The sequence below is a fragment of the Candidatus Palauibacter soopunensis genome (genome assembly GCF_947581735.1).
In the GTDB taxonomy this organism is placed as follows: Bacteria; Gemmatimonadota; Gemmatimonadetes; order Palauibacterales; family Palauibacteraceae; genus Palauibacter; species Palauibacter soopunensis.
In genome coordinates this window covers 112483-132512 of the sequence record NZ_CANPVT010000052.1, presented here as the reverse complement: position 1 = coordinate 132512, position 20030 = coordinate 112483, and the positions used below count along the sequence as shown (strand labels likewise).

Below are 20030 nucleotides of genomic sequence, written 5' to 3'. Positions count from 1 at the left end.
ACATGAGCGATAGCGACAGAATTCCGGTCATCGTCTCCGCCGCGCGGCTCCCCACGGGCCGCTTCATGGGCGGACTCTCCTCCCTCGCGGCCCCGGACCTGGGCGGCCTCGCGATCTCGGCGGCGGTCGATCGCGCCGGCATCGACCCGGAGGAGATCGATGACGTGATCATGGGGAACGTCGTGCAGGCGGGGGTCGGACAGGCGCCCGCCCGCCAGGCGGCGATCCGGGGCGGGGTGCCCGTGACCGTCCCCGCGGTGACCGTGAACAAGGTCTGCGGTTCCGGCTTGAAGGCCGTCATGCTGGCGGCACAGGCGATAAAGGCCGGTGACGCCCGGGTCGTGGTGGCCGGCGGGATGGAGTCGATGTCGAACGCCCCCTACCTCCTCCGGGGACACCGGGAGGGAGTGAAGTTCGGAGACCGGTCGCTCGTCGACGGCCTCATACATGACGGTCTGTGGTGCGCGTTCGGCACCTGCCACATGGGCGGCCACGCCGAGTACACGGCCCACAAGGCGGGCGTTAGCCGCGAGGACCAGGACGCCTACGCGCTCGGCAGTCACGAGAAGGCGATCCACGCGATCGACGGGGGGGAATTCGCCGAGGAAGTCGTCCCCGTCCACCTCGAGACCCGGAAGGGAACCGTGACGATCGAGGCGGACGAGCCTCCGCGTCGCGGCACGTCGCTGGAGGCGCTCGCGAAGCTGAGGCCCGCCTTCGCGGGGGATGCGCCCCCGGAAGTGACCGAGCCCAGCGTCACGGCCGGAAACGCGCCCGGCCTCAACGACGGAGGCGCGGCCACGGTCGTCGCGTCCGAGGCGTATGCCGCGGCGAACGGCCTCCCGATCCTCGCGCGGATCCGGGCCTATTCCGTGGGGGCGACGGCGCCCCGCGATCTCTTCTTCGCGCCCGTCACCGCCGTGCGGAAGCTCATGACGCTCGACGGCACGGTGGTCAACGACTACGGACTCGTGGAGATGAACGAGGCATTTGCCGTGCAGTGTCTCGCGGACGCCCGCGAACTCGGACTGGATCTCGATCGCGTGAACGTCCGCGGCGGGGCGATCGCACTCGGCCATCCGATCGGGGCTTCGGGCGCGAAGATCCTCACGACCCTCCTGTACGCCATGCGGGACCGTGATGTCGAGCAGGGGATGGCCACCCTCTGTCTCGGCGGGGGCAACGCCGTCGCGCTGAGCGTGGAGCGGCGATGAACGTGAAGCCCGAAGGCTGGGCCTGGGCCGGGAGGCTGGCGGCATTCGCGGGCCTTTTTGTCGCCTTCGGACTCGTGTTCGGGTTCGCGACCGCTGCCATCGCCGGCCTCCCGGATGCCGACGCGACGGAGTCCATCGACTGGTGGAACGTCACGCCCGTGCTGCTTGCGGCGTGCGCGGCCACATGGCTGCTGGCCGTCGGCATCGACCGGCGCCCGCTGTCCGCGCTCGGGTTGAGGCCCGGCCCGCCCGGCCTCGTGGAACTCGGTTCCGGCGTGCTGGCGGGACTGGCGATCATCGGCGCCGCCATTCTTGCCCTGGCGGCACCGGGCTGGGTCTCGTGGACCGCGTCGGCCGCACCGGTCCTTGCGGGCGTGAAGGTGTCGGCCCTTCTGCTGGGCGCCGCGTTCACGGAGGAACTCCTCTTTCGGGGCTATCCCTTCCGCGTCCTTCACCTCCGGTTCGGGCCCGTTCCCGCCCTGGTCGCGACCTCCGTGGCCTTCGGTCTCATGCACGGCGCCAACCCGGGGGTGACTCCGCTGGCGCTCGTCAACCTGACCCTGGCCGGCGTTCTCCTCGGCGTGGCCTACTGGCGTTCGGGCAGCCTGTGGTTCGTCACGGGGCTCCACTTCGGCTGGAACTGGGTGATGGCGGCGAGCGGTCTGCCCGTGAGCGGGCTCGACGTGTCGATCTCCGGCCTCGAAGCCGCCGTCACGGGTCCGGCACTGTGGACGGGCGGCGCCTTCGGGCCGGAGGGTGCGCTGTCGATCACGTTCGTGACCGTACTGGGAACCGTCTGGCTGTGGCGGGTTGCGGGGTCGCGAAGCCGCCCCGGCTCCGGGTTGTCGACGACGACGGGAAGCCCCGGTGACCCGCATGGGAGTCTCGATGCGGGCGGGTGAGGTGTCGCGAGTCGGCGTCGTCGGCGCGGGTACGATGGGAAATGGCATTGCCCACGTCTTCGCGCTTGCCGGCATCGAAGTCCGCCTCGTGGACGTGGCGCCGGAGGTGCTCGACCGGGCGCGGGCCTCCATCGAGCGAAACCTCGCGCGCCAGACCCGCCGGGACCTGATCTCCACCGACGAGGCCGAGGCGGCGCTCGGCCGGATCACGACGGAGCGGTCGCTGACGGCGCTCGAAGACGCGGAAGTCGTCGTGGAGGCCGCGAGCGAGGATCCGGCGCTCAAGTTCCGGCTCTTCGAGGAATTGTCCGCCGTCGTGAGTCCGGAAACGCTGCTTGCGTCGAACACGAGTTCGATCTCGATCACCCGCATCGCCTCACACGCCGCCGACCCGGAGCGCGTGATCGGGATGCACTTCATGAACCCGGTGCCGGTCATGCGTCTCGTCGAGGTCATTCGGGGGCTCGAGACCTCCGACGACGCAGCCGACCTTACCCTCGGCCTCTGCAGGCGGCTCTCGAAGACGGCGGTGCTGGCGAACGACTATCCCGGCTTTGTCGCCAACCGGATCCTGATGCCGATGATCAACGAAGCCGTGTATTGTCTCATGGAGGGAGTGGCGGAGGCCGAGGCGGTGGACACCGTGATGAAGCTCGGCATGAACCATCCCATGGGACCGCTTGCGCTCGCCGACCTCATCGGACTGGACACGTGCCTCGCCATCATGCGCGTCCTGCACACGGAACTCGGCGACTCCAAGTACCGCCCCTGCCCGCTGCTCGCGAAGTACGTCGCCGCCGGATGGCTCGGCCGGAAGACCGGGCGCGGCTTCTACGACTACTCCGCGGCATGATGACCGGCCGCCGCTCCTGGTCTGCCCTCGAACTCTCGTCCGAGGCGGAACAGATTCTCACGCTCGCCCGCCAGTTCGCCGAGGAACGGCTGCAGCCCACGGCGGAAGCCCGCGATGCGAATGAGGAGCGTTTCGATGCCGCGGTCCACCGGGAACTGGGCGAGCTCGGCTTCCTCGCCATGCGGGTGCCGGAGCGGTACGACGGTCTCGGGCTCGATCTCGTCACGTACCTCTACGTGCTGGAGGAACTCGGGTGGGGAGATGCCGGGGTCGCGGTCTCCGTCAGCATTCACAACTCGCTCGCCGTTTCGATCCTCCTCCGCCGGGGAAGCGACGCACAGCGGGAGGAGTGGCTCCCCAGGATGGCCAGTGGACAGGTGCTCGGCGCCTTCTCTCTCTCCGAGGCCGGCGCCGGTACGGATGCCGCGGCGCTCAGGACACAGGCCACGCCCACGGAAGGCGGCTGGATTCTGAACGGCGAGAAGATGTGGGTCACGAACGGCGCGTCCGCCGATGTCATATTGATGTTCGCCAGGACGGATACCGTGGATGACCGGCGCGGATCGCGCGGCATCAGCGCCTTTCTCCTGCCGGCCGGGACGGACGGATTGTCGGTCGGCCGGAAAGAGAGAAAGATGGGACAGCGAGGCTCGGAGACCGTCGCTTTGTCCCTGAAGGATGTGTTTTTGCCGCAAGGACTTATGATAGGAGAGGTGAACCGGGGCTTCAGCTACGCGCTCGAAGGTCTCGAGGCGGGCCGGCTCGGGATCGCGGCCGGGGCTCTGGGCATCGCCTCCGCCGCGGTGGACGCCGCGTTCGAATACGCGGATACGCGGCGCCAGTTCGGGCGCTCGCTGCGGGAGTTTCAGGGGATGGAATTCAAGCTCGGCGACATGGTGACCCGGCTTGAGGCCGCGCGGGGACTGCTCGAGCGTGCGGCCGCCGCCCACACATTGGGAGACCCGCGGGCGCGCCGCCTGTCCAGCGTGGCCAAGTTGTTCGCGAGCGAGACCGCGATGACGAACGCCCGCGAAGCCGTGCAGGTGTTCGGAGGCTACGGCTACTCGCGGGAATATCCCGTGGAACGTCTGTTCCGGGACGCGAAGGTCACCGAGATCTACGAGGGAGCCAACGAAATGCACCGCAGCCTGATCGCGCGGCAACTCTACAGAGAGAGAGGATACGTGTGAGTGCGACGGCGGAACCTGTAGCCATCGGCGCCCTGGACCCACGCCCGCTCCGCGAGACGGACCCCGCGGTGGCGGCCTCGATCGACCGGGAACTCGAGAGACAGCGCACCGGTCTCGAACTGATCGCGAGCGAGAACTTCGTGTCCCGGGGAGTCCTCGAGGCGACCGGCTGCGTGATGACGAACAAGTACGCGGAGGGCTATCCCGGGCGCCGCTACTACGGCGGCTGCGAGTTCGTGGACGAGGTCGAGAACCTCGCCCGTGAGCGGGCGCGCCGGCTGTTCGGGGCGGACCACAGCAACGTGCAGACGCACAGCGGCTCCGGTGCGAACATGACCGCGCTCCAGGCCCTTACCGAACCGGGAGCGACACTGCTCGGGATGGATCTCTCGCATGGGGGGCACCTGACGCACGGTTCGCACGTCAACTTCTCGGGTCTCTGGTACCGCGTCGTTCCCTACGGGGTGCGAGCCTCGGATCGGACGATCGACTACGATGCCCTCCGGGCGACCGCGCTGGACGTGCGTCCTTCCGTCATCATCGCGGGGGCCAGCGCGTACCCCCGACGGATCGATTTCGGGCGTTTCGCGGAGATCGCCGAGGAATGCGGCGCCCGCGTCCTCGTGGACATGGCCCATATCGCGGGTCTTGTGGCGACGGGACACCACCCGTCCCCGGTGCCGCACGCGGATGTCGTGACGACCACGACGCACAAGACGCTGCGCGGGCCGCGGGGAGGACTCATTCTGTGCCGCGAGGAGCACGCGAAAGCGGTTGACAAAGCCGTCTTCCCGGGACTCCAGGGCGGTCCCCTGATGCATGTGATCGCCGCGAAGGCGGTCGCGCTCGGCGAGGCCTTGCGCCCCGAGTTCGGCGAGTACTCGGATCTCGTCGTGTGCAACGCCCGCGCGCTGGGACGGCGGCTCGCCGAACACGGATATGATCTCGTGGCCGGAGGGACGGATACGCACCTCCTCCTCGTGGACCTCCGGACGACGGATCTCACGGGCAGGGATGCGGAGGCTCTTCTGGGTCGGGCGGGCATCACCGTCAACAAGAACACCGTGCCGTTCGAGACCCGCTCGCCGTTCGTGGCGTCCGGCATGAGGATCGGGACGGCGGCGGTTTCGACCCGCTCCATGGGCGAGAACGAAATGGTGAGAATCGCCGACCTCATGGACCGCGCGCTGCGCTCGGAGGGCGATGATGCGACGCTTTCGGCGGTGGACTCCGAGGTCCGGGCGTTGTGCGCGGATTTCCCGCTCTATCCGCAGAATGACGGCGTTCGCGGCGAGAGCGTAGCTTGACGCCAACTTTTTCCCCCGTCTAACTTTGCCGTTCATGTCCTTGCGGGCAGTGCGCATTGGCCGGGGAAGGGGCCTGGTACGAGGTGAGAAGGTGGACACAGCGGCCGTTCTGACGGGCATCAGGAAGGGCAACCCCAGGTATACGGAAGCCGCATACCTGTTTCTGCTCTCCGCCCTCCAGCGCCGGTTGTCCAGCCTCGACCTGCCTCGTCACATCAGCGGCGCTGAAGTCGCCGACGCGGTCCGGGAACTCGCGCTGGAGCGGTTCGGACCTCTGGCTCGAACCGTACTCGAGCATTGGGGTGTGCACGGCACGACGGACATCGGCGAGATCGTCTTCGCGCTGGTTGAATGTGGAGTGCTGATCAAACAACCCGACGATTCGCGAGAGGACTTCGAGGGGCTCTTCAGCTTCGACGAAGCTTTTGAGGACAGCTACCCCTGGAGCGCGTAGGGGGGGAACGGAAGGGGAGGGGGTGAACGCGTGGCCGATTCGGGGTCGTTCACGGAGTGCTTGAGTTGCACGAAGGGGGTCCTGCTCCCGCTTTCGGACTACGGACGCGACGGGGCGCCGATCCGGTACAAGGCATGGGTCTGCTCGAACCCCGACTGCGGGTTCAACATCCGGATCGACAACGGTGAGATCAGCTTCGGACGCAACGTCCAGCAGTCCTACAAGTAACCTTCCCGGCGGAGACTCCGTCGATGCCGCGCGGAGCCCCGCCAGCCGGGCTCCTGCCTTCTCGTCAGCGGACTGGTGGCGTTGTGCCGCCCGGGAGGTGTGGCTCCCCACCGCGGCCGAGATGGCGGAGATCGATCGCGTCGCCGTCGAATCGGGGGCGATACCCGAACGCGCGCTGATCGAAAACGCGGGTCGAGCCCTGGCGCGCCATGTGCACGAACGGTTCCCGGCCGGTCGTGTCGCGGTGCTTGCGGGAAGCGGGCACAACGGCGCCGACGCCCTCGTGGCCGGACGGACCCTTTCCGCCTGGGGCCGATCCGTCGGGTTCGTCCAGTGCGGGAGCCGCGCCCCGGATCCGGATGTCCTCGCGGGGTGGGATCTGAATCTCGAACCGACGGCAGCGCTGGATCGGGAACTCGCCGCGGCGAACGTCGTCATCGACGGCATCCTGGGGACCGGCCTGACGACGGCGCCCCGCCCGCTCCAGGCGGAGATCATCGAGCGCGTGAACGCGTCCCGGGCCGCCGTGGTCTCCGCCGATGGTCCCAGCGGCGTGGACTTTACGACGGGCCGCGTGCCGGGTGCCGCAATTCGGGCCGACCTCACCGTCACATTCGGGTGGCCCAAGATGGGCTTGCTGAGTTTCCCGGCTCGCGAACGCATCGGCGACCTGGTTTCGGTGGAAATCGGCTTTCCGCCGCCGGAGCCGCCGCCGTCGGCCCGGGCCGTGACGGCGGCGTGGGTGGCCAGCCTGCTCGGGGTGCGGCTCGCGGACGGCCATAAGGGGGACGCGGGCTATCTCGCGATCGTCGGCGGCGAGCGGGGTATGGCCGGCGCCGTGGTTCTGGCGGCCCGTGCCGCGATCCGGGCGGGGGTCGGCATCGTGCGCGTCGTGAGTGCCCCGGAGAACCGGAAGGTCGTGCAAACCAGCGTGCCGGAGGCCGTATTCGTGGACTGGTCCGAGTCCGAGGCGGTGCAGGCGGCGCTGAGCTGGGCACGCGCGGTCGCGGTCGGGCCGGGTCTCGGTACGGGGTCGGAGCGAGCAGCGTTGCTGCAAGGCGTGCTGGAGGCTGGGTCCGTCCCCCTGGTCATCGATGCGGACGCTCTGAACGTGCTCTCGGCGGCAGCGGCGGAGGCTGGTGCGCCGCTCGGTCCGCCGGTTCCGCTCCGACCCGTCCTCCTGACACCGCACCCGGGCGAGATGGCCCGGTTGCTCGGAACATCCGTCCGCGAGGTACGCGAGGATGCCCCGGCCGCGGCCCGGCGGCTGGCCGACGCGACGCAGACGACCGTGCTGCTCAAGGGTGCACCGAGCTGGGTGGCGCGGCCCGGGGGTGAGCTGCGCGCGACCACGCTCGTGAGTCCCGCGTTCGCGAGCGGCGGCATGGGCGACGTGCTGACCGGGGTCTGCGGTGCCTGCCTGGCGTCCGGCCTCGGCCCCGCCGACGCGGCGTCGGCCGCCCTGACGCTCACGGCTCTCGCCATTGTGCACGGCGTGGATGAGATCGGCGGATCCGCGGCGGACGTGCCGGATGCGCTGCCGGAGGCGCGCCGTGCGCTGCCAAGGTTGCGATCCGGAGCCTGGCCGGGGGTCAACCTCGCCCTCCCCGCGTTGCCCGCGGCCGCGACCGGAGACCAGGTCGGATGAACGTCACCGGTCCGGCGCTTGCGGAGGGGCCCGAAACCGCGCGCATTCGGGCCTTCCTGGACGGGGCCGGCGCGAACGCCGGCCGCAGGGACCCGGCGGTCGCCATCACGTTGCCGGTGGGGGATGACGCCGCGGCCTTTCGTCCTCCGGATGACATGCAGGTCGTGGTGAGCTGCGACGCGAGCGTGGAGGGGATCCACTTTCGCCGCGAATGGATGACGTGGGAAACGATCGGATACCGTGCGGCCGCGTCGGCGCTGAGCGACCTCGCGGCCATGGCCGCGACCCCCGTCGGCCTCACCGTCGTCGCGGCGCTACCGCCCGAGCTGGATGTCGAAATCGCCGCGGCACTGGGACGCGGCGTGGGAGAGATCGCCGGGCGGGTCGGCGCGGAAGTCCTCGGTGGCGACCTGGTCGCGTCGCCGGGTCCCGCCTTTCTCGACGTCACCGTCCTCGGCTACGCGGCGGCACCGATCACGCGGTGCGGAGCGCGTCCGGGCGACGAGCTGTGGGTGACCGGTGAACTCGGCGCGGCTGCGGCCGCCGTGCGCGATCTGGAGCGGGGACTGGAACCGGACCCTCGGGCGCGTCGGGCCTTCGACCGACCGTGCCCCCGGATCGACGAGATGCTGTGGCTCCGGGACCGGGTCCGAATCCACGCCGCGATCGACCTCTCGGACGGCGTGAACCGGGATGCGCGCCATCTCGCGGCGGCTTCCGGGGTCGCTCTGGAAGTCGAGGCGGACCGCCTCCCGGCCGCCCCCGCTCTCGACGGCTTTCGTCAGGCGCCGGCCGGGGAACGTCTCCTCCTCGCCGGCGGTGAGGATTACGAACTGCTCCTCGCCGTCCCACCCGGAGCCATGCAGGGGACGGAGCGGGCATTTGCCGTCGCGTTCGATCTGCCGCTCACAAGGGTCGGGAGCGCGCGGGAAGGGGAAGGGCTGACCGTGAGCGGGCGGTTGAATCCGGCGCTTCCGACGGGGTTCGATCATTTCGAGGGTGGGCATTGATCAGGACGGCGACCTTCTACGTCACGCTCGTGCTTGCAACGATCTTCTTCGGTGCCATGGCGGCGTTCGTTTCCCTCGTCGGAGGCGGTCGGGCCTGGATGGATCGGGCCAACCGGGGCTGGGCTCGCTCCATGCTCTCGGCCGCGGGCGTGCGCGTCACCGTCCACGGCCTCGAGCACCTCCACCCGTCGGGGGTTCAGATCATCGCCGCGAACCACCAGTCGTACTTCGATATCTGGGCGCTCATCGCGGGCCTTCCCGCGTCTGTGCGCTTCATCGCGAAGCGGGAGTTGGCGAACATTCCGATGCTCTCCGTGGGGATGCGTTCCGCGGGGCACGTGCTCATCGACCGCGACCGGCCCCGCAGCGCGAAGAAAACGCTCCGGGAGGCAGGCGACCGGATGCGGGCCGAGCAGTTGACTCTCGTGCTGTTCCCCGAGGGGACCCGGTCGCGGGACGGCCGACTGGGGCGTTTCCGGCGAGGTTCCTTCGCGCTGGCCCTGGAGACGCGGGCGTCCCTCGTTCCGGCGGCGGTCGAAGGCGGCCAGCATGTCTATCCGCCCGGCGCGAAGCGGGTGCGGCGCGGCCCGATCACCGTGCGGCTGGGGCCGCCGATTCGACTGGAAGGAGCGGAGCCGCCCGACCGGAAGACGCTGATGCTCAAGACCCGCGCCGCCATCGAGGCGATGCTCGCGCAGGGAGAATCGGGCGGCAGCGCGTCCGATTAGCCCGCACGCGACTTGTTCCGCGGCCGCGGGACCCTATTTTCCGGCACGGGTGGAGGAAGACGCGATCGTCCGGATCGCCGGGGGGAGGGGACTCGCCTGCATGTACCGCCCCAGACATCACCGAAGCCGAAGCGTCCCGTGACGGCCATCGTCCGGGTCGTGGGCCGCGAGATCGTCGATTCGCGGGGCAACCCTACGGTCGAAGCCGACGTGCATCTCGAGAGCGGCGCCGTCGGCCGCGCCGCCGTCCCGAGCGGCGCATCGACGGGAGAGCACGAGTCGGTCGAGCTGCGCGACGGCGACCCGGCGCGCTACGACGGCAAAGGCGTGCTACGGGCGGTCGCGCACGTCAACGGGGAGATCGCGTCGGCGGCGCGGGGCCGCGATGCCTCGGACCAGCGCGGGCTCGACTCCGCGCTCATCGCGCTCGACGGCACGCCGAACAAGGGCCGCCTCGGGGCGAACGCGATCCTTGCCGTCTCCATGGCGTCGGCGCGAGCGGCCGCGGCCTCGGCCGGGACGCCCCTGTTCCGACACCTCGGCGCCGGTGATCCGCACCTCCTCCCGGTCCCGATGCTGAACATCCTCAATGGCGGCGTGCACGCGAACAACACCGTCGACATTCAGGAGTTCATGATTCTGCCGCTCGGCGCGCAGAGCTTCTCCGACGGTCTTCGGGTCGGCGTGGAAGTGTTCCACGCGCTGAAACGCCGACTGTCGGACGCGGGGTACGCGACCGCCGTAGGGGACGAGGGTGGGGTGGCTCCGGATCTGTCTTCGAACCGCGAGGCCCTGAACCTCATCATGGCCGCGATCGTCGACGCGGGTTACGAGCCCGGCGCGGAGGTCGCGCTCTCACTCGACTGTGCCGCATCGGAGTTCTACGACGCGAGGGCCGGAGTGTACCGGCTCGAGAGCGCCGGTGAGGCCGGAGAACTCGACGCGCGGGACCTCGTGTCGCTCTACGAGAACTGGCTCGACGCGTATCCCATCGTCTCGATTGAAGACGGGCTCCACGAAGACGACTGGGAGGGCTGGGCGACCCTCACGTCCCGGATCGGAGACCGCGTCCAACTGGTTGGGGACGACCTCTTCGTGACCAACGTCCATCGTCTGGCGCGCGGTATCGAGGCCGGGGTCGGGAACGCGATCCTCATCAAGCTCAATCAGATCGGGACCGTGAGCGAGACGCTGGATGCGATCCGGCTGGCTGCGGAGGCGAACTTCGGCATCGTCATTTCGCACCGTTCGGGGGAGACGGCCGACACGTTCATTGCGGACCTCGCGGTGGCGACGAACGCCGGACAGATCAAGACGGGAAGCGCGTGCCGGTCGGAACGCGTCGCGAAGTACAACCAGCTGCTGCGGATCGAAGAACAGCTCGGCTCGAGCGCGAGCTATCCGGGGTCCGCCGTGTACGGAGGCCGGTGATGGCGGAGGCGGCCAACCGTCGACTCACGCGAGCCATCACGTTCGTTGCCCTCATCGGAGCGGGTTACTACTGGATGGTGGGCGGAGAATACACGAGGGCCGGCCTGATCCGACTCGAGAGGGAGATCGAATCGAGGCGAGCGGAGCTGACGGAACGCAAGGATGAACTCGAGTGGACCCAGGCCTGGGCCGACAGTCTCGTGTCGAACCCCTGGGCGATCGAGCGCGTCGCGCGGGAACGGTACGGGTTCGTCCGGCCCCGAGAGATCCTGGTGCGGTTCGTCGAGTTGGGTGACGTAACAGATCCTCCCGCGCCGCCCCCGCGAGCGAACGTTCCGCCCTGAGCCGCAACGCTTTCCCGGGGCCGGCGGCTTGCCCCGCGCGCCACGACGTGTAGGATAGCGGACCCACAAGCCTGGCAGGGTAGCTCAGCCTGGTAGAGCAAGGGACTCATAAGCCCTGGGTCGGGGGTTCAAATCCCCCCCCTGCCACTCTTTATGGCGGCGCAACATGAACTCGGAGCCGGGCCCGTGCGGGCCCTCGTACGGTTCTCCGGCGAGCTCTCGACCAAGGCGCGCCGGACGCGGTCGCGCTTCCAGAACCGGCTCGCGACCAACTTGCGCGATGCGTTCGACGCCGAAGGGATCGACGTCGTGCTCGAACCCGGCTGGAGCCGTTTCCACATCCAGGGTCCGACCCCGGCCTTTCTCGATCCGCTCCTTCGCACCTTCGGCGTGTCCAGTTGTTCCTTGCTGGCCGGCGAGTGCGAGGCCGACCTCGACACGATCGTCGCCACGGGCACGGACCTCTTCGCCGAGTCCGTGCACGGCCGCAGCTACGCGGTGCGGGCGCGCCGCTCCGGTTCGCACGGCTTTTCCTCCTCCGATATCCAGCAGCGTCTAGGGGCTGCCCTGAACCCCGGCGCTACCGTGGACCTCGGGGATCCGGACGTCACCGTGTTCGTCGAGGTCCGGGATGACAGGGTCTTCTTTCACGAGGACAGGGTCCGCGGACCATCCGGCCTGCCGCTCGGAGTGCAGGGACATGCGCTCGCCCTCATCTCCGGCGGCTTCGATTCGGCCGTAGCCGCCTGGATGGCGCTGCGCCGGGGGATTCGCCTCGACTACATCTTCTGCAATCTCGGCGGGAGCGCCTACGAGCGGATGGTGGTGGAGGTGACGAAGGTGCTGGCGGATCGCTGGAGCTACGGAACGCGGCCCCGGCTGCATGTCCTCGAGTTCGGCCCGGTCGTGGAGGCCATGCGCGCCCGCGCCAAGCCCGCATACCTGCAGGTCGTCCTCAAGCGGATGATGTATCGGGCCGCCGCGAAGATCGGGGAACGCATCGGTGCCGAGGCGATCGTCACGGGCGAGTCGGTGGGGCAGGTCTCTTCTCAGACGCTCCGCAATCTACGCGCGATCGAAAACGCCTCCTCGCTCCTGGTGCTCCGACCCCTGCTCGGGTTCCACAAGGAGGAGATTCTCGACCGGGCGCGGGAGATCGGCACGTACGACCTGTCCGCCCGTGTGCGTGAGTACTGCGACCTCGTGCCGCAGCGCCCGGTCACCGCGTCGTCGCCGGAGGCCGCCGAGGCGCAGGAGTCGGCTGTGGGCTTCGCGGAACTGGGCGAAGCGGTCGCTGGCGCGACGGTGCACAATGTGCGCGCCCTGCGTCCGGAATCGATGGTCGGGGCGTCTCTGTACGTGACCGAGGTGCCCGACGGAGCGGTCATCCTCGACACCCGCCCCCGCGACGCGTTCGAGGCCTGGCACTGGCCGGGGGCGACCCGCCGCGACCTCCCGCAACTCGAGCGGGATTTCGGCGAACTCGAACGCGACACGACCTACGTGCTCTGCTGCACGGAGGGCGTGCGAACGGCCTACCTGGCCGAGATCATGCAGCGTGCGGGATACGAGGCCTACTCCTTCCTCGGCGGGGCGCCCCGCATGCGGCGCGTCGCGCGAGGCCGGGCGGGGATCGACTGATCGCGGCCTTTTTTGACACCCCCGCCCGTGCGGGGCGAGCTTGGGCCGCATGAGCGGGGAGAAGAGCGGCCTGACGGCGGCCCTGGAAGCCGTGCGGCAGGGGGAAGTGCCGACCCATGTCGCCGTCATCATGGACGGGAACGGCCGCTGGGCGAGACAGCGTAGCCTGCCGAGATGGGAGGGCCACCGTGCGGGCATGACGGCGGTGCGCGAGATCATCGAAGGCGCGGTGGAGGCCGGCGTGGCCCACCTCACCCTGTACGCCTTCTCGGATGAAAACTGGTTCCGGCCTTCGACGGAGGTGGAAGCGCTGATGACGCTCCTCCAGGAGTATGTGAGGAGCCAGCGCGAAGCCCTGGTCAGGCACGGCATCCGGGTCACCGTGTTCGGTGACCGGCTGCGGCTTCCCGAGGAGGCCCGGCGGGCGATCTCGGAACTGGAGGCGTCGACGGAGGGCGGGACGGCTCTCGAAGTGCACCTGGCGATCAGCTACGGATCGCGCGCGGAACTCGCGGGTGTGGCGCGAGCGCTTGCACAGCGCTGCCTGGAAGGCGAGCTGGCCCCGGAGGAGATCAACGCCGAACTCTTCGCGGCCGAACTCCTGACGGGGGACTGGCCGGACCCCGACCTTCTGATCCGGACATCGGGGGAGCAGCGCATCTCCAACTTCCTCCTCTGGCAGCTCGCGTACGCGGAACTCTTCGTGACGGACGTTCTGTGGCCCGACTTCACCCGCGAGCACCTTTTCGGGGCCCTCGTCGACTATCGGCGCCGGGAGCGGAGATTCGGGTTGGTGAAGACGTGAAGCGGCCGCGGCCGGCATGAGTCCGAACCTCCGCAAGAGACTCGCGGTCGCGGGTGTCGGCGTCCCCCTCTGCGCGCTGGTGACCTACGCCGGTGGGGCGGTCTTCGTCACCGGGCTGGGCGCGGCGGCCGCGCTCGGGTACCGGGAATTCGCGGCGATGATGCGCGATACCGGGACGCGGGTCCTCGCCCTGCCGGGAGCGGTAGCCGCGTTTCTCTTCCCGTTCGTGGTCTTCGCGGGCGGTCTCGAGGGTGGCGGGTTCTATGCGGCGGGCCTGATGCTCGCGTTCCCCGCGCTCGCGCTCGCGACGGTCGACCTCTCGGAGCGGCCGATCCGGGCCGCCGCCTGCACGACGTTCGGTGTCTTCTACATCGGGGGGCTGCTCGCGCTGAGCCTCCCCCTGCGCGAAGGCGGACTCCTGCTGCAGGCCGATGGCGATGCGAACGCCGGGCGGATGGCCGGCACGCTTCTCTTCCTGTTCCCGGTCGTCATCACGTGGCTTGCCGACACCGCGGCGTACGTCGGCGGGCGAGCTCTCGGGAAACGCCCGCTCGCGCCGCGCGTGAGCCCCAACAAGACGGTGGCGGGGGCCGTGTGCGCGCTGCTGGCGGGCCTCGCCACCGCCGTCCTCTATCCGAGATTCCTCCTTCCGGAGATCTGGTCACTGGACCTGGCGTTCACGCTGGCCTTCGGACTGGTCGTGACGGGGTTTGCGGTCGTCGGCGATCTCGCGGAGTCCGCCCTCAAGCGCGAGTGCGGCGTGAAGGACTCTTCAGGCCTGCTCCCGGGGCACGGGGGCGTGCTGGACCGGCTCGATTCCATTCTGTGGGCGGTCCCGGCCGCGTTCCTCTTCCTCTTTCTCTTCGCGTGAAGCACGTCGCCGTCCTCGGCGCCACGGGGTCCGTCGGCGCGGGCACGCTCGAGGTGATCCGCCGCCACCCGGCGCGGTTTCACGCCGCCGTCCTGACGGCGAACCGTCGCTGGGAGGCGCTCGATGCGCTTGCGCTCGATGGGGATCCCGATTTCGTCGTTCTCGGGACGCCGCCCCCGGACGACTTCGCGCCGCAATGGGCCGGCGAGTGGCGGTTCGGCGCTGAGGCGCTCGCGGCGGCCGCCGGATCGTCGGGAATCGACATCGTTCTCAACGCGATCGTCGGGTTTGCCGGGCTCGACGCGACCTTGGCGGCGCTTCAAGCGGGGAAGCGGCTGGCACTCGCGAACAAGGAGTCGCTCGTGGCGGGTGGAGACCTCGTGATGCGTGCGCTGCGCCGCGGCGGTGGCGAACTCCTGCCGGTCGACAGCGAACACTCCGCGGTCCACCAGTGTCTGGCGGGGCGTCCGGTGTCGGAGGTCGCGCGCGTCACCCTCACGGCTTCGGGCGGTCCCTTCCGCGAGTGGCCGGCGCGACGACTCGCCACCGTAACGCCGGCCGATGCCCTGCGTCATCCCACGTGGTCGATGGGAGCCAAGATCACGATCGACTCCGCCACGCTGGCGAACAAGGCGCTCGAGGTCATCGAGGCGCACACGCTGTTCGACCTCCCCTACGAGAGTATCGAGGTCGTCGTGCACCCCACATCGATCGTCCATTCCGTCGTCGAATTCAAGGACGGTTCCTCGCTTGCGCAACTGGGCCGGCCCTCGATGGAGATTCCGATCCTGTGGGCGCTCGGCTACCCGGACCGCCTGGACGACGCACGTCGGGAGACGGGTTTCGACCCTGTGCGAGATGGTCCGCTGGAGTTCGAACCGGTGCGGGAAGAGGACTTCCCCCTCTTTCGCGCGGGGGTCGCGGCGGGGAAGGCGGGAGGCGAGTTTCCGGTGGCCTTCAACGCGGCCAACGAGGTGGCGGTCGAGAGGTTCCTGGCCGGGGACGTCGGCTTCAGGGAACTCGCCGACGTCGTGCTTCGTACGCTGGAACGGTTCTCGTCCCGCGCCATCGAATCGGTGGAGGATGCACGGCGCGTCGACACCCGGGCGCGCGCCATCGCCCGCGACCCACATGCGGAGTCCAAGTCGGGAGACGCTGAGTGATCGTAACGATTCTGGTAACCGTCATTGTCCTGGGCGTGCTCATTTTTGTGCACGAGCTGGGACATTTCGCCGCCGCGAAGAGCGTCGGGATCGATGTGCCGCGGTTTTCGATCGGCCTGGGCCCGAAGATGGTGGGGTTCCGGCGCGGTGGAACGGAGTATGTGCTCTCATGGATCCCGCTCGGCGGCTACGTCAGAATGGCGGGGATGGCGGACGAGGAAGTGACGTCGACCCTGGAGGGCGGCGGTACCCCGGAAGAGATGGCGCGGAGCGGGGCGGGACCGGGGCCCGGGGATTTCGACGGGAAGCCGCTCTGGGCCCGCGTTCTCGCCATCTCGGCCGGCGTCATCATGAACTGGATGTTCGCGGTCGTCGCCTTCGCCGCGATCGCGATGGGGCGCGGCGTGTTCGAGCCGCGGATCGGCGAGGTCGCGCCGGGGTCGCCGGCGGCGGAGGCGGGACTTCGGAGCGACGACTTGATCTTGCGTGTGGATGGCGCGGCGGTGCACGACCCCGCCCAGGTGACGATGCGGATCGAGCGCCGGGTCGGCGAACCGGTCGACATCGTCGTTGAGCGGGGAGAGGAGCAACTCACTTTTGTCGCGACGCCCGAGGCCGCCGAGCAATACTCGGACCTCACCGGAGAATCGAGGACCGTCGGGCGCGTCGGGATCACCATCGGCGCCGACGGAGGTCGAGCGGGCCCCATCGAGGCGTTGGGGCGCGGGTGGTCGAACGCAACCTACTGGGGCGGCGCGGTCCTTCAGTTCCTCGGAGACCTGGTCACCGGACGAAGTTCGGCGCGAGAGGTCGGCGGCCCCATCCTGATCGGCGAGATTTCCGGCCGCGCCGCGCGCGCGGGATTCTGGGAACTCCTGAGTTTCATGGCGATCATCAGCATCAATCTCGCCATCTTCAATCTGCTGCCGATTCCCGTCCTCGACGGGGGACACCTGCTCTTCCTCGGGATCGAGGCCATCCGCGGCCGGGCGCTCAGCGTCCAGGCGCGCGTGCGGTTCACGACGGTGGGGATGGTCTTCGTCCTCGCCCTCATGGTGTGGGCCGTGGGGAACGACGTGCTGAGGGTGCTTCTGCGATAGGCGGCGGGTGGCGCGCGCAGCGCCGACGTCAGATCGGGAGAGAGAGCTGCTCGGCGTCGGCACGGGCCCTCGCGAGCGCGACCACGTCGTAGCGGGGGCTGGGTTCCTCCTGCGCGGCGGCGTCCAGCAGTCCATCGTATCCCGCCGGCGCGAGGCCTTCCGCCACTCTTTCCAGCGCGAGTTCCCGGTCGTTGCACTCCTGGCTCAGGTGGGCGAGCAGAATCCCGCCCAGGCCGGGGTGCGCGAGTTCGCGCGCGAACTCGGCCGCGTGGCGGTTTGAGAGGTGTCCGCGACTGCCCCCGATCCGCTGCTTGACCCGCCAGGGATAGGAGGCGGCGCGGAGACGGTGTTCGTCGTGGTTCGCTTCCATGACGAGAAAAGCGCACTCCCGGAGCGCCACGCGGACGGGTGTCGTTGGTCTTCCGAGGTCCGTCGCTATCCCCACTCTCAGTCCCGTGGGTCGGTGCAGAACCGTGATGGCCACGGGTTTCGCGGCGTCGTGCGCGGTGGGGGCGGCCTCGATCGCGAGGTCGCCGATATCGAGTCCGGTGAGCGGCAGATCCTCGCATCGCTCCTGCCCGCGCAGGAGGGGAGCGCAGGCGCGGCGGGTAGGCGGGTTCATCGCGAGGCGCCAGCCCCAGCGGCGGGCTCCGATGCCGGCGCCCGCGGCGTGGTCCCGGTGTTCATGCGTGACGACGACGAGGTCGACGGCTTCCGGCTCCACGCCGAGTTCGGCGAGTCGGCGGGCCAGTTGGACCCCGGAGAACCCCGCGTCGACAAGCACGCGGCCGCGGCCGCCCTCGACGAGGAAGGCGTTGCCGCGGCTCCCGGAGCCCAGCGACGCGACGGTGAAGCTCATGAGGCGCGGGCCTCATCCCAGATATCGCCCAGCCAGTCGCGGAGCCCCGGGGTTGCTTCGAGTCCCCGGCGCTCGACGACCCGGGAGGCGGTGGAAAGGAAATCGTCGCGACGGTTCAGTTCCGGGCTCGGGCCTCCTCCCCACGAAAAGGGTTCTACCCACCGAAGCGGCGGCTCCGCTCCGAACAGGCTCGAGCCGGCGCCGACGACCGTGCCGGTCTCGAGTCGAGTGCCGACGCCGGTCTTCACGTGATCGCCGAGCAGGCAGCCGAACTTCAGGAGTCCGGTGTCGCGCCGCGCACCCGGCGGCCCAACCCGGATCGAGCCGTAGGTGTACTTGAGGTCGCTGTTCACCGTGGCCGCGCCCAGGTTCACCCAGCAGCCGAGGTACGCATGTCCGAGGAACCCGTCGTGCGCCTTGTTCGAATAACCCAGCATCGTAACGCGGTCGACTTCGCCCCGCACACGGGAGTGGGGGCCTCCCGAAAAGCGCGAGATGTGGCCGCCGAGGAGCTGCGAGCCGGGTCCCGCGTAGAGCGGCCCGCCGAGGCGCGTGCCGGCGCGGACCTGGACGCCGGGACCGAGTTCGATCGGGCCCTCGCGCGCATCGAACAGCACGCCGGGCTCCACGCGCGCCCCGTCGCCGAGTCGGACCGGGGCGTCGCCGAGGCGCCAGCAGCCGCTCGGCAGTTCCGGCGCCTCCGTGCCGGGGACGTCCGCCAGGTCGGCGGCCAGCTGGTCGGGCCCGGCGGACACGAGGTCCCACGGGTCTCGAAGCCAGGTGCCGGGTACGTCGCGATCCGGCAGCCCGGGCCGGGGGCGGGGAGCGGCGAACCAGTCCGCTCGCGGTAGCTCCGTATCGATGCCCAGGTGGACGCCCGCCAGCCGGTCGGCGACCCAGAGGTTGGCAGGCGTGTCGTTCCACGCCACTCCGAGCGAAGGCACGGCGCGGGCGTTCCAGACGGTACAGGGCGTGGACAGCCTGTCCGCGTCCAGGCAGCGCGGCGCTCCGGGCTCCGCGTATCGGCGCAGCCAGCGGCGCGTCACGTGACCGGCCACGCGCGTTCGCGCGACCCGCTCCAGCCGCTCGCGCAACGTCCAGCGGCCGAAGACGAGTTCTCCGCACGGCCGGGTGAGCGCGAAGGGAGCCCATCCGTCCGCCCGCTCGTCGTCGAACATGACCAGCGTCGTCAACGCGGCGGTTCGGAGGAGGAGGGGTCCGTGTCGATCTTTCCCAGACGAGCGTCGAGTTCCGTCGCCTCTTCGCGCGGCATCACCAGGAGTTCGCCGTTCGCCTCCACGATGACGAGGCCCGAAACCCCGATGACCGTGGCCCGGCGGGACTCCGTCCACACGACGTTGTCCGCCGCGTCAAGGAGACGGGTGGAGCCGACCGAGGCGTTCCCGGCCTCGTCCAGCTCCCGCGAGCGCAGGAGCGCGCTCCACACCCCGACATCGTCCCAGGCGAACCGGGCTTCGACGGCGGCCACGCGTTCGGCTCGCTCCATCACGCAGACATCGATCGCGACCGGCCGGGCCCGCGCGAAGAACCCCTCCGCGTCGCCGCGATCCAGGGCGGGCCACGCTCCCGCGAGTTCGCGGGCGAAGCGTCGGGCGGCCTCGAGCAGATCGGCCGCCCGCCACACGAAGATGCCGGAGTTCCACAGGAAGCGTCCCGACTTCAGGTACTCCCGGGCCGCGGCGGGCTCCGGCTTCTCCACGAAGCGCCGCACTTCCAGTGCGCCGGACGCGGTCTCTCGCCCGGTCTCCAGGTATCCGAATCCGGTCTCGGCGCGGTCCGGTCGCACGCCGACGCAGCAGAGGTATCCTTCCCGGGCCGCCTGGAGCGCTGGCTGCAGCGTCTCCCTGAGCGCCCCCGCGGGCTCGATTCGGTGGTCCGCGTGCATGGAGATCATCAGGGCTCCCGGCTGAGCCCGCTCGATCTCGGAGGCCGCCCAGACGAGGGCCGGTCCTGTCCCTCGCGCCTCGGGTTCGATGAGCGCATCGACGCCCGCCGCGTCCAGGCTCGGGCGCATGAGTTCCGCCAGGCGTGCGGCCGCGACGACCCGGACCCGCGGGGCGCCCACCAGCGCGACGGCACGGGCGAGCGTGTCGTCGATGAGCGGGTCGGGGCCCGCGAGAGGCAGGAGTTGCTTGGGACGGGCCGGGGTCGAGGCGGGCCAGAACCGGCGGCCGATCCCGCCCGCGAGGACCGCGCAGTACGCCTCGAGGTGCACCGACAGAGCCTCCCTCCCGTCCTCCGAACCGCCCTTCGCGTGCGCG

Annotated in this window: 20 protein-coding genes and 1 tRNA gene; 18 read left to right on the top strand and 3 right to left on the bottom strand. The window is 69.8% G+C overall.

The features are described 5' to 3' along the window. The first annotated feature begins 2 nt into the window (after positions 1-2). From RN901_RS12975 to rseP, 18 genes are all read left to right on the top strand, one after another. Positions 3-1214 (top strand): acetyl-CoA C-acyltransferase, encoded by a 1212-nt coding sequence (locus RN901_RS12975; protein WP_310758711.1) that lies wholly within the window; start codon positions 3-5, stop codon positions 1212-1214. Next, positions 1211-2116 (top strand): type II CAAX endopeptidase family protein, encoded by a 906-nt coding sequence (locus tag RN901_RS12970; protein WP_310758710.1) that lies wholly within the window; start codon positions 1211-1213, stop codon positions 2114-2116. The genes RN901_RS12975 and RN901_RS12970 overlap by 4 nt, the downstream gene beginning before the upstream one ends. Further along, complete coding sequence (locus RN901_RS12965) at positions 2091-2969, top strand: 3-hydroxybutyryl-CoA dehydrogenase (protein ID WP_310758804.1); 879 nt, start codon at positions 2091-2093, stop codon at positions 2967-2969. The genes RN901_RS12970 and RN901_RS12965 overlap by 26 nt, the downstream gene beginning before the upstream one ends. Next, positions 2966-4159: an acyl-CoA dehydrogenase family protein gene (locus RN901_RS12960; RefSeq protein ID WP_310758709.1), complete on the top strand. Its 1194-nt coding sequence runs from the start codon at positions 2966-2968 to the stop codon at positions 4157-4159. The genes RN901_RS12965 and RN901_RS12960 overlap by 4 nt, the downstream gene beginning before the upstream one ends. Then, on the top strand, positions 4156-5466 hold the full coding sequence (gene glyA / locus RN901_RS12955) for a serine hydroxymethyltransferase (protein WP_310758708.1): 1311 nt from the start codon (positions 4156-4158) through the stop codon (positions 5464-5466). Before RN901_RS12960 ends, glyA begins: the two co-directional genes overlap by 4 nt. Before the next feature lie 91 nt (positions 5467-5557). Further along, a complete protein-coding gene (locus RN901_RS12950; RefSeq protein ID WP_310758707.1) occupies positions 5558-5920 on the top strand; it encodes a Minf_1886 family protein in 363 nt (120 codons plus the stop codon). A gap of 30 nt (positions 5921-5950) precedes the next feature. Next, a complete protein-coding gene (locus RN901_RS12945; RefSeq protein ID WP_310758706.1) occupies positions 5951-6148 on the top strand; it encodes a hypothetical protein in 198 nt (65 codons plus the stop codon). A 121-nt stretch (positions 6149-6269) separates the two neighbouring features. After that, positions 6270-7796 carry an NAD(P)H-hydrate dehydratase gene (locus RN901_RS12940; protein WP_310758705.1) on the top strand — a complete coding sequence of 509 codons (1527 nt, stop codon included), beginning with the start codon at positions 6270-6272 and terminating at the stop codon, positions 7794-7796. Continuing rightward, the gene (gene thiL, locus RN901_RS12935; protein WP_310758704.1) at positions 7793-8806 is read left to right on the top strand and encodes a thiamine-phosphate kinase; all 1014 of its coding nucleotides are present in this window, start codon (positions 7793-7795) and stop codon (positions 8804-8806) included. Before RN901_RS12940 ends, thiL begins: the two co-directional genes overlap by 4 nt. Then, a complete protein-coding gene (locus RN901_RS12930; protein ID WP_310758703.1) occupies positions 8803-9534 on the top strand; it encodes a lysophospholipid acyltransferase family protein in 732 nt (243 codons plus the stop codon). Before thiL ends, RN901_RS12930 begins: the two co-directional genes overlap by 4 nt. Before the next feature lie 138 nt (positions 9535-9672). Further along, positions 9673-10965 (top strand): phosphopyruvate hydratase, encoded by a 1293-nt coding sequence (gene eno / locus RN901_RS12925; protein ID WP_310758702.1) that lies wholly within the window; start codon positions 9673-9675, stop codon positions 10963-10965. Next, positions 10965-11309 carry a septum formation initiator family protein gene (locus RN901_RS12920; RefSeq protein ID WP_310758701.1) on the top strand — a complete coding sequence of 115 codons (345 nt, stop codon included), beginning with the start codon at positions 10965-10967 and terminating at the stop codon, positions 11307-11309. Before eno ends, RN901_RS12920 begins: the two co-directional genes overlap by 1 nt. 73 nt (positions 11310-11382) lie before the next feature. Then, positions 11383-11456: transfer RNA gene (locus RN901_RS12915), tRNA-Met, on the top strand. Positions 11457-11495: 39 nt separating this feature from the next. Beyond that, positions 11496-12950 carry a tRNA uracil 4-sulfurtransferase ThiI gene (gene thiI, locus RN901_RS12910; RefSeq protein WP_310758700.1) on the top strand — a complete coding sequence of 485 codons (1455 nt, stop codon included), beginning with the start codon at positions 11496-11498 and terminating at the stop codon, positions 12948-12950. 49 nt (positions 12951-12999) lie between these two features. After that, positions 13000-13755, top strand: coding sequence for a polyprenyl diphosphate synthase (uppS, locus tag RN901_RS12905; protein ID WP_310758699.1), 756 nt, complete (start codon positions 13000-13002; stop codon positions 13753-13755). A gap of 16 nt (positions 13756-13771) precedes the next feature. Continuing rightward, a complete protein-coding gene (locus RN901_RS12900) occupies positions 13772-14626 on the top strand; it encodes a phosphatidate cytidylyltransferase (protein ID WP_310758698.1) in 855 nt (284 codons plus the stop codon). Continuing rightward, the gene (dxr, locus tag RN901_RS12895) at positions 14623-15789 is read left to right on the top strand and encodes a 1-deoxy-D-xylulose-5-phosphate reductoisomerase (RefSeq protein WP_310758697.1); all 1167 of its coding nucleotides are present in this window, start codon (positions 14623-14625) and stop codon (positions 15787-15789) included. The genes RN901_RS12900 and dxr overlap by 4 nt, the downstream gene beginning before the upstream one ends. After that, a complete protein-coding gene (gene rseP / locus RN901_RS12890; protein ID WP_310758696.1) occupies positions 15786-16889 on the top strand; it encodes an RIP metalloprotease RseP in 1104 nt (367 codons plus the stop codon). The genes dxr and rseP overlap by 4 nt, the downstream gene beginning before the upstream one ends. A gap of 28 nt (positions 16890-16917) precedes the next feature. Here rseP and RN901_RS12885 read toward each other — a convergent pair whose 3' ends face one another. From RN901_RS12885 to RN901_RS12875, 3 genes are read right to left on the bottom strand one after another with little or no spacing between them, the layout of a single operon-like run. Next, positions 16918-17748, bottom strand: a complete 831-nt coding sequence (locus tag RN901_RS12885; protein ID WP_310758695.1) for an MBL fold metallo-hydrolase — start codon at positions 17746-17748, stop codon at positions 16918-16920. Continuing rightward, entirely contained in the window at positions 17745-18941 is a 1197-nt protein-coding gene (locus tag RN901_RS12880) for a putative sugar nucleotidyl transferase (protein WP_310758694.1), read from the bottom strand. Before RN901_RS12880 ends, RN901_RS12885 begins: the two co-directional genes overlap by 4 nt. Beyond that, positions 18938-19984: a sugar phosphate nucleotidyltransferase gene (locus RN901_RS12875; protein WP_310758693.1), complete on the bottom strand. Its 1047-nt coding sequence runs from the start codon at positions 19982-19984 to the stop codon at positions 18938-18940. The genes RN901_RS12880 and RN901_RS12875 overlap by 4 nt, the downstream gene beginning before the upstream one ends. Positions 19985-20030 lie beyond the last annotated feature (46 nt).

What these genes read in the sequence shown, in the direction of transcription:
- RN901_RS12975 (WP_310758711.1), top strand. Translation starts at nt 3, where the DNA reads ATGAGCGATAGCGACAGAATTCCGGTCATCGTCTCCGCCGCGCGGCTC.
- RN901_RS12970 (WP_310758710.1), top strand. Translation starts at nt 1,211, where the DNA reads ATGAACGTGAAGCCCGAAGGCTGGGCCTGGGCCGGGAGGCTGGCGGCA.
- RN901_RS12965 (WP_310758804.1), top strand. Translation starts at nt 2,091, where the DNA reads ATGGGAGTCTCGATGCGGGCGGGTGAGGTGTCGCGAGTCGGCGTCGTC.
- RN901_RS12960 (WP_310758709.1), top strand. Translation starts at nt 2,966, where the DNA reads ATGATGACCGGCCGCCGCTCCTGGTCTGCCCTCGAACTCTCGTCCGAG.
- RN901_RS12940 (WP_310758705.1), top strand. Translation starts at nt 6,270, where the DNA reads ATGGCGGAGATCGATCGCGTCGCCGTCGAATCGGGGGCGATACCCGAA.
- thiL (WP_310758704.1), top strand. Translation starts at nt 7,793, where the DNA reads ATGAACGTCACCGGTCCGGCGCTTGCGGAGGGGCCCGAAACCGCGCGC.
- RN901_RS12920 (WP_310758701.1), top strand. Translation starts at nt 10,965, where the DNA reads ATGGCGGAGGCGGCCAACCGTCGACTCACGCGAGCCATCACGTTCGTT.
- uppS (WP_310758699.1), top strand. Translation starts at nt 13,000, where the DNA reads ATGAGCGGGGAGAAGAGCGGCCTGACGGCGGCCCTGGAAGCCGTGCGG.
- RN901_RS12900 (WP_310758698.1), top strand. Translation starts at nt 13,772, where the DNA reads ATGAGTCCGAACCTCCGCAAGAGACTCGCGGTCGCGGGTGTCGGCGTC.
- RN901_RS12885 (WP_310758695.1), bottom strand. Translation starts at nt 17,748, where the DNA reads ATGAGCTTCACCGTCGCGTCGCTGGGCTCCGGGAGCCGCGGCAACGCC.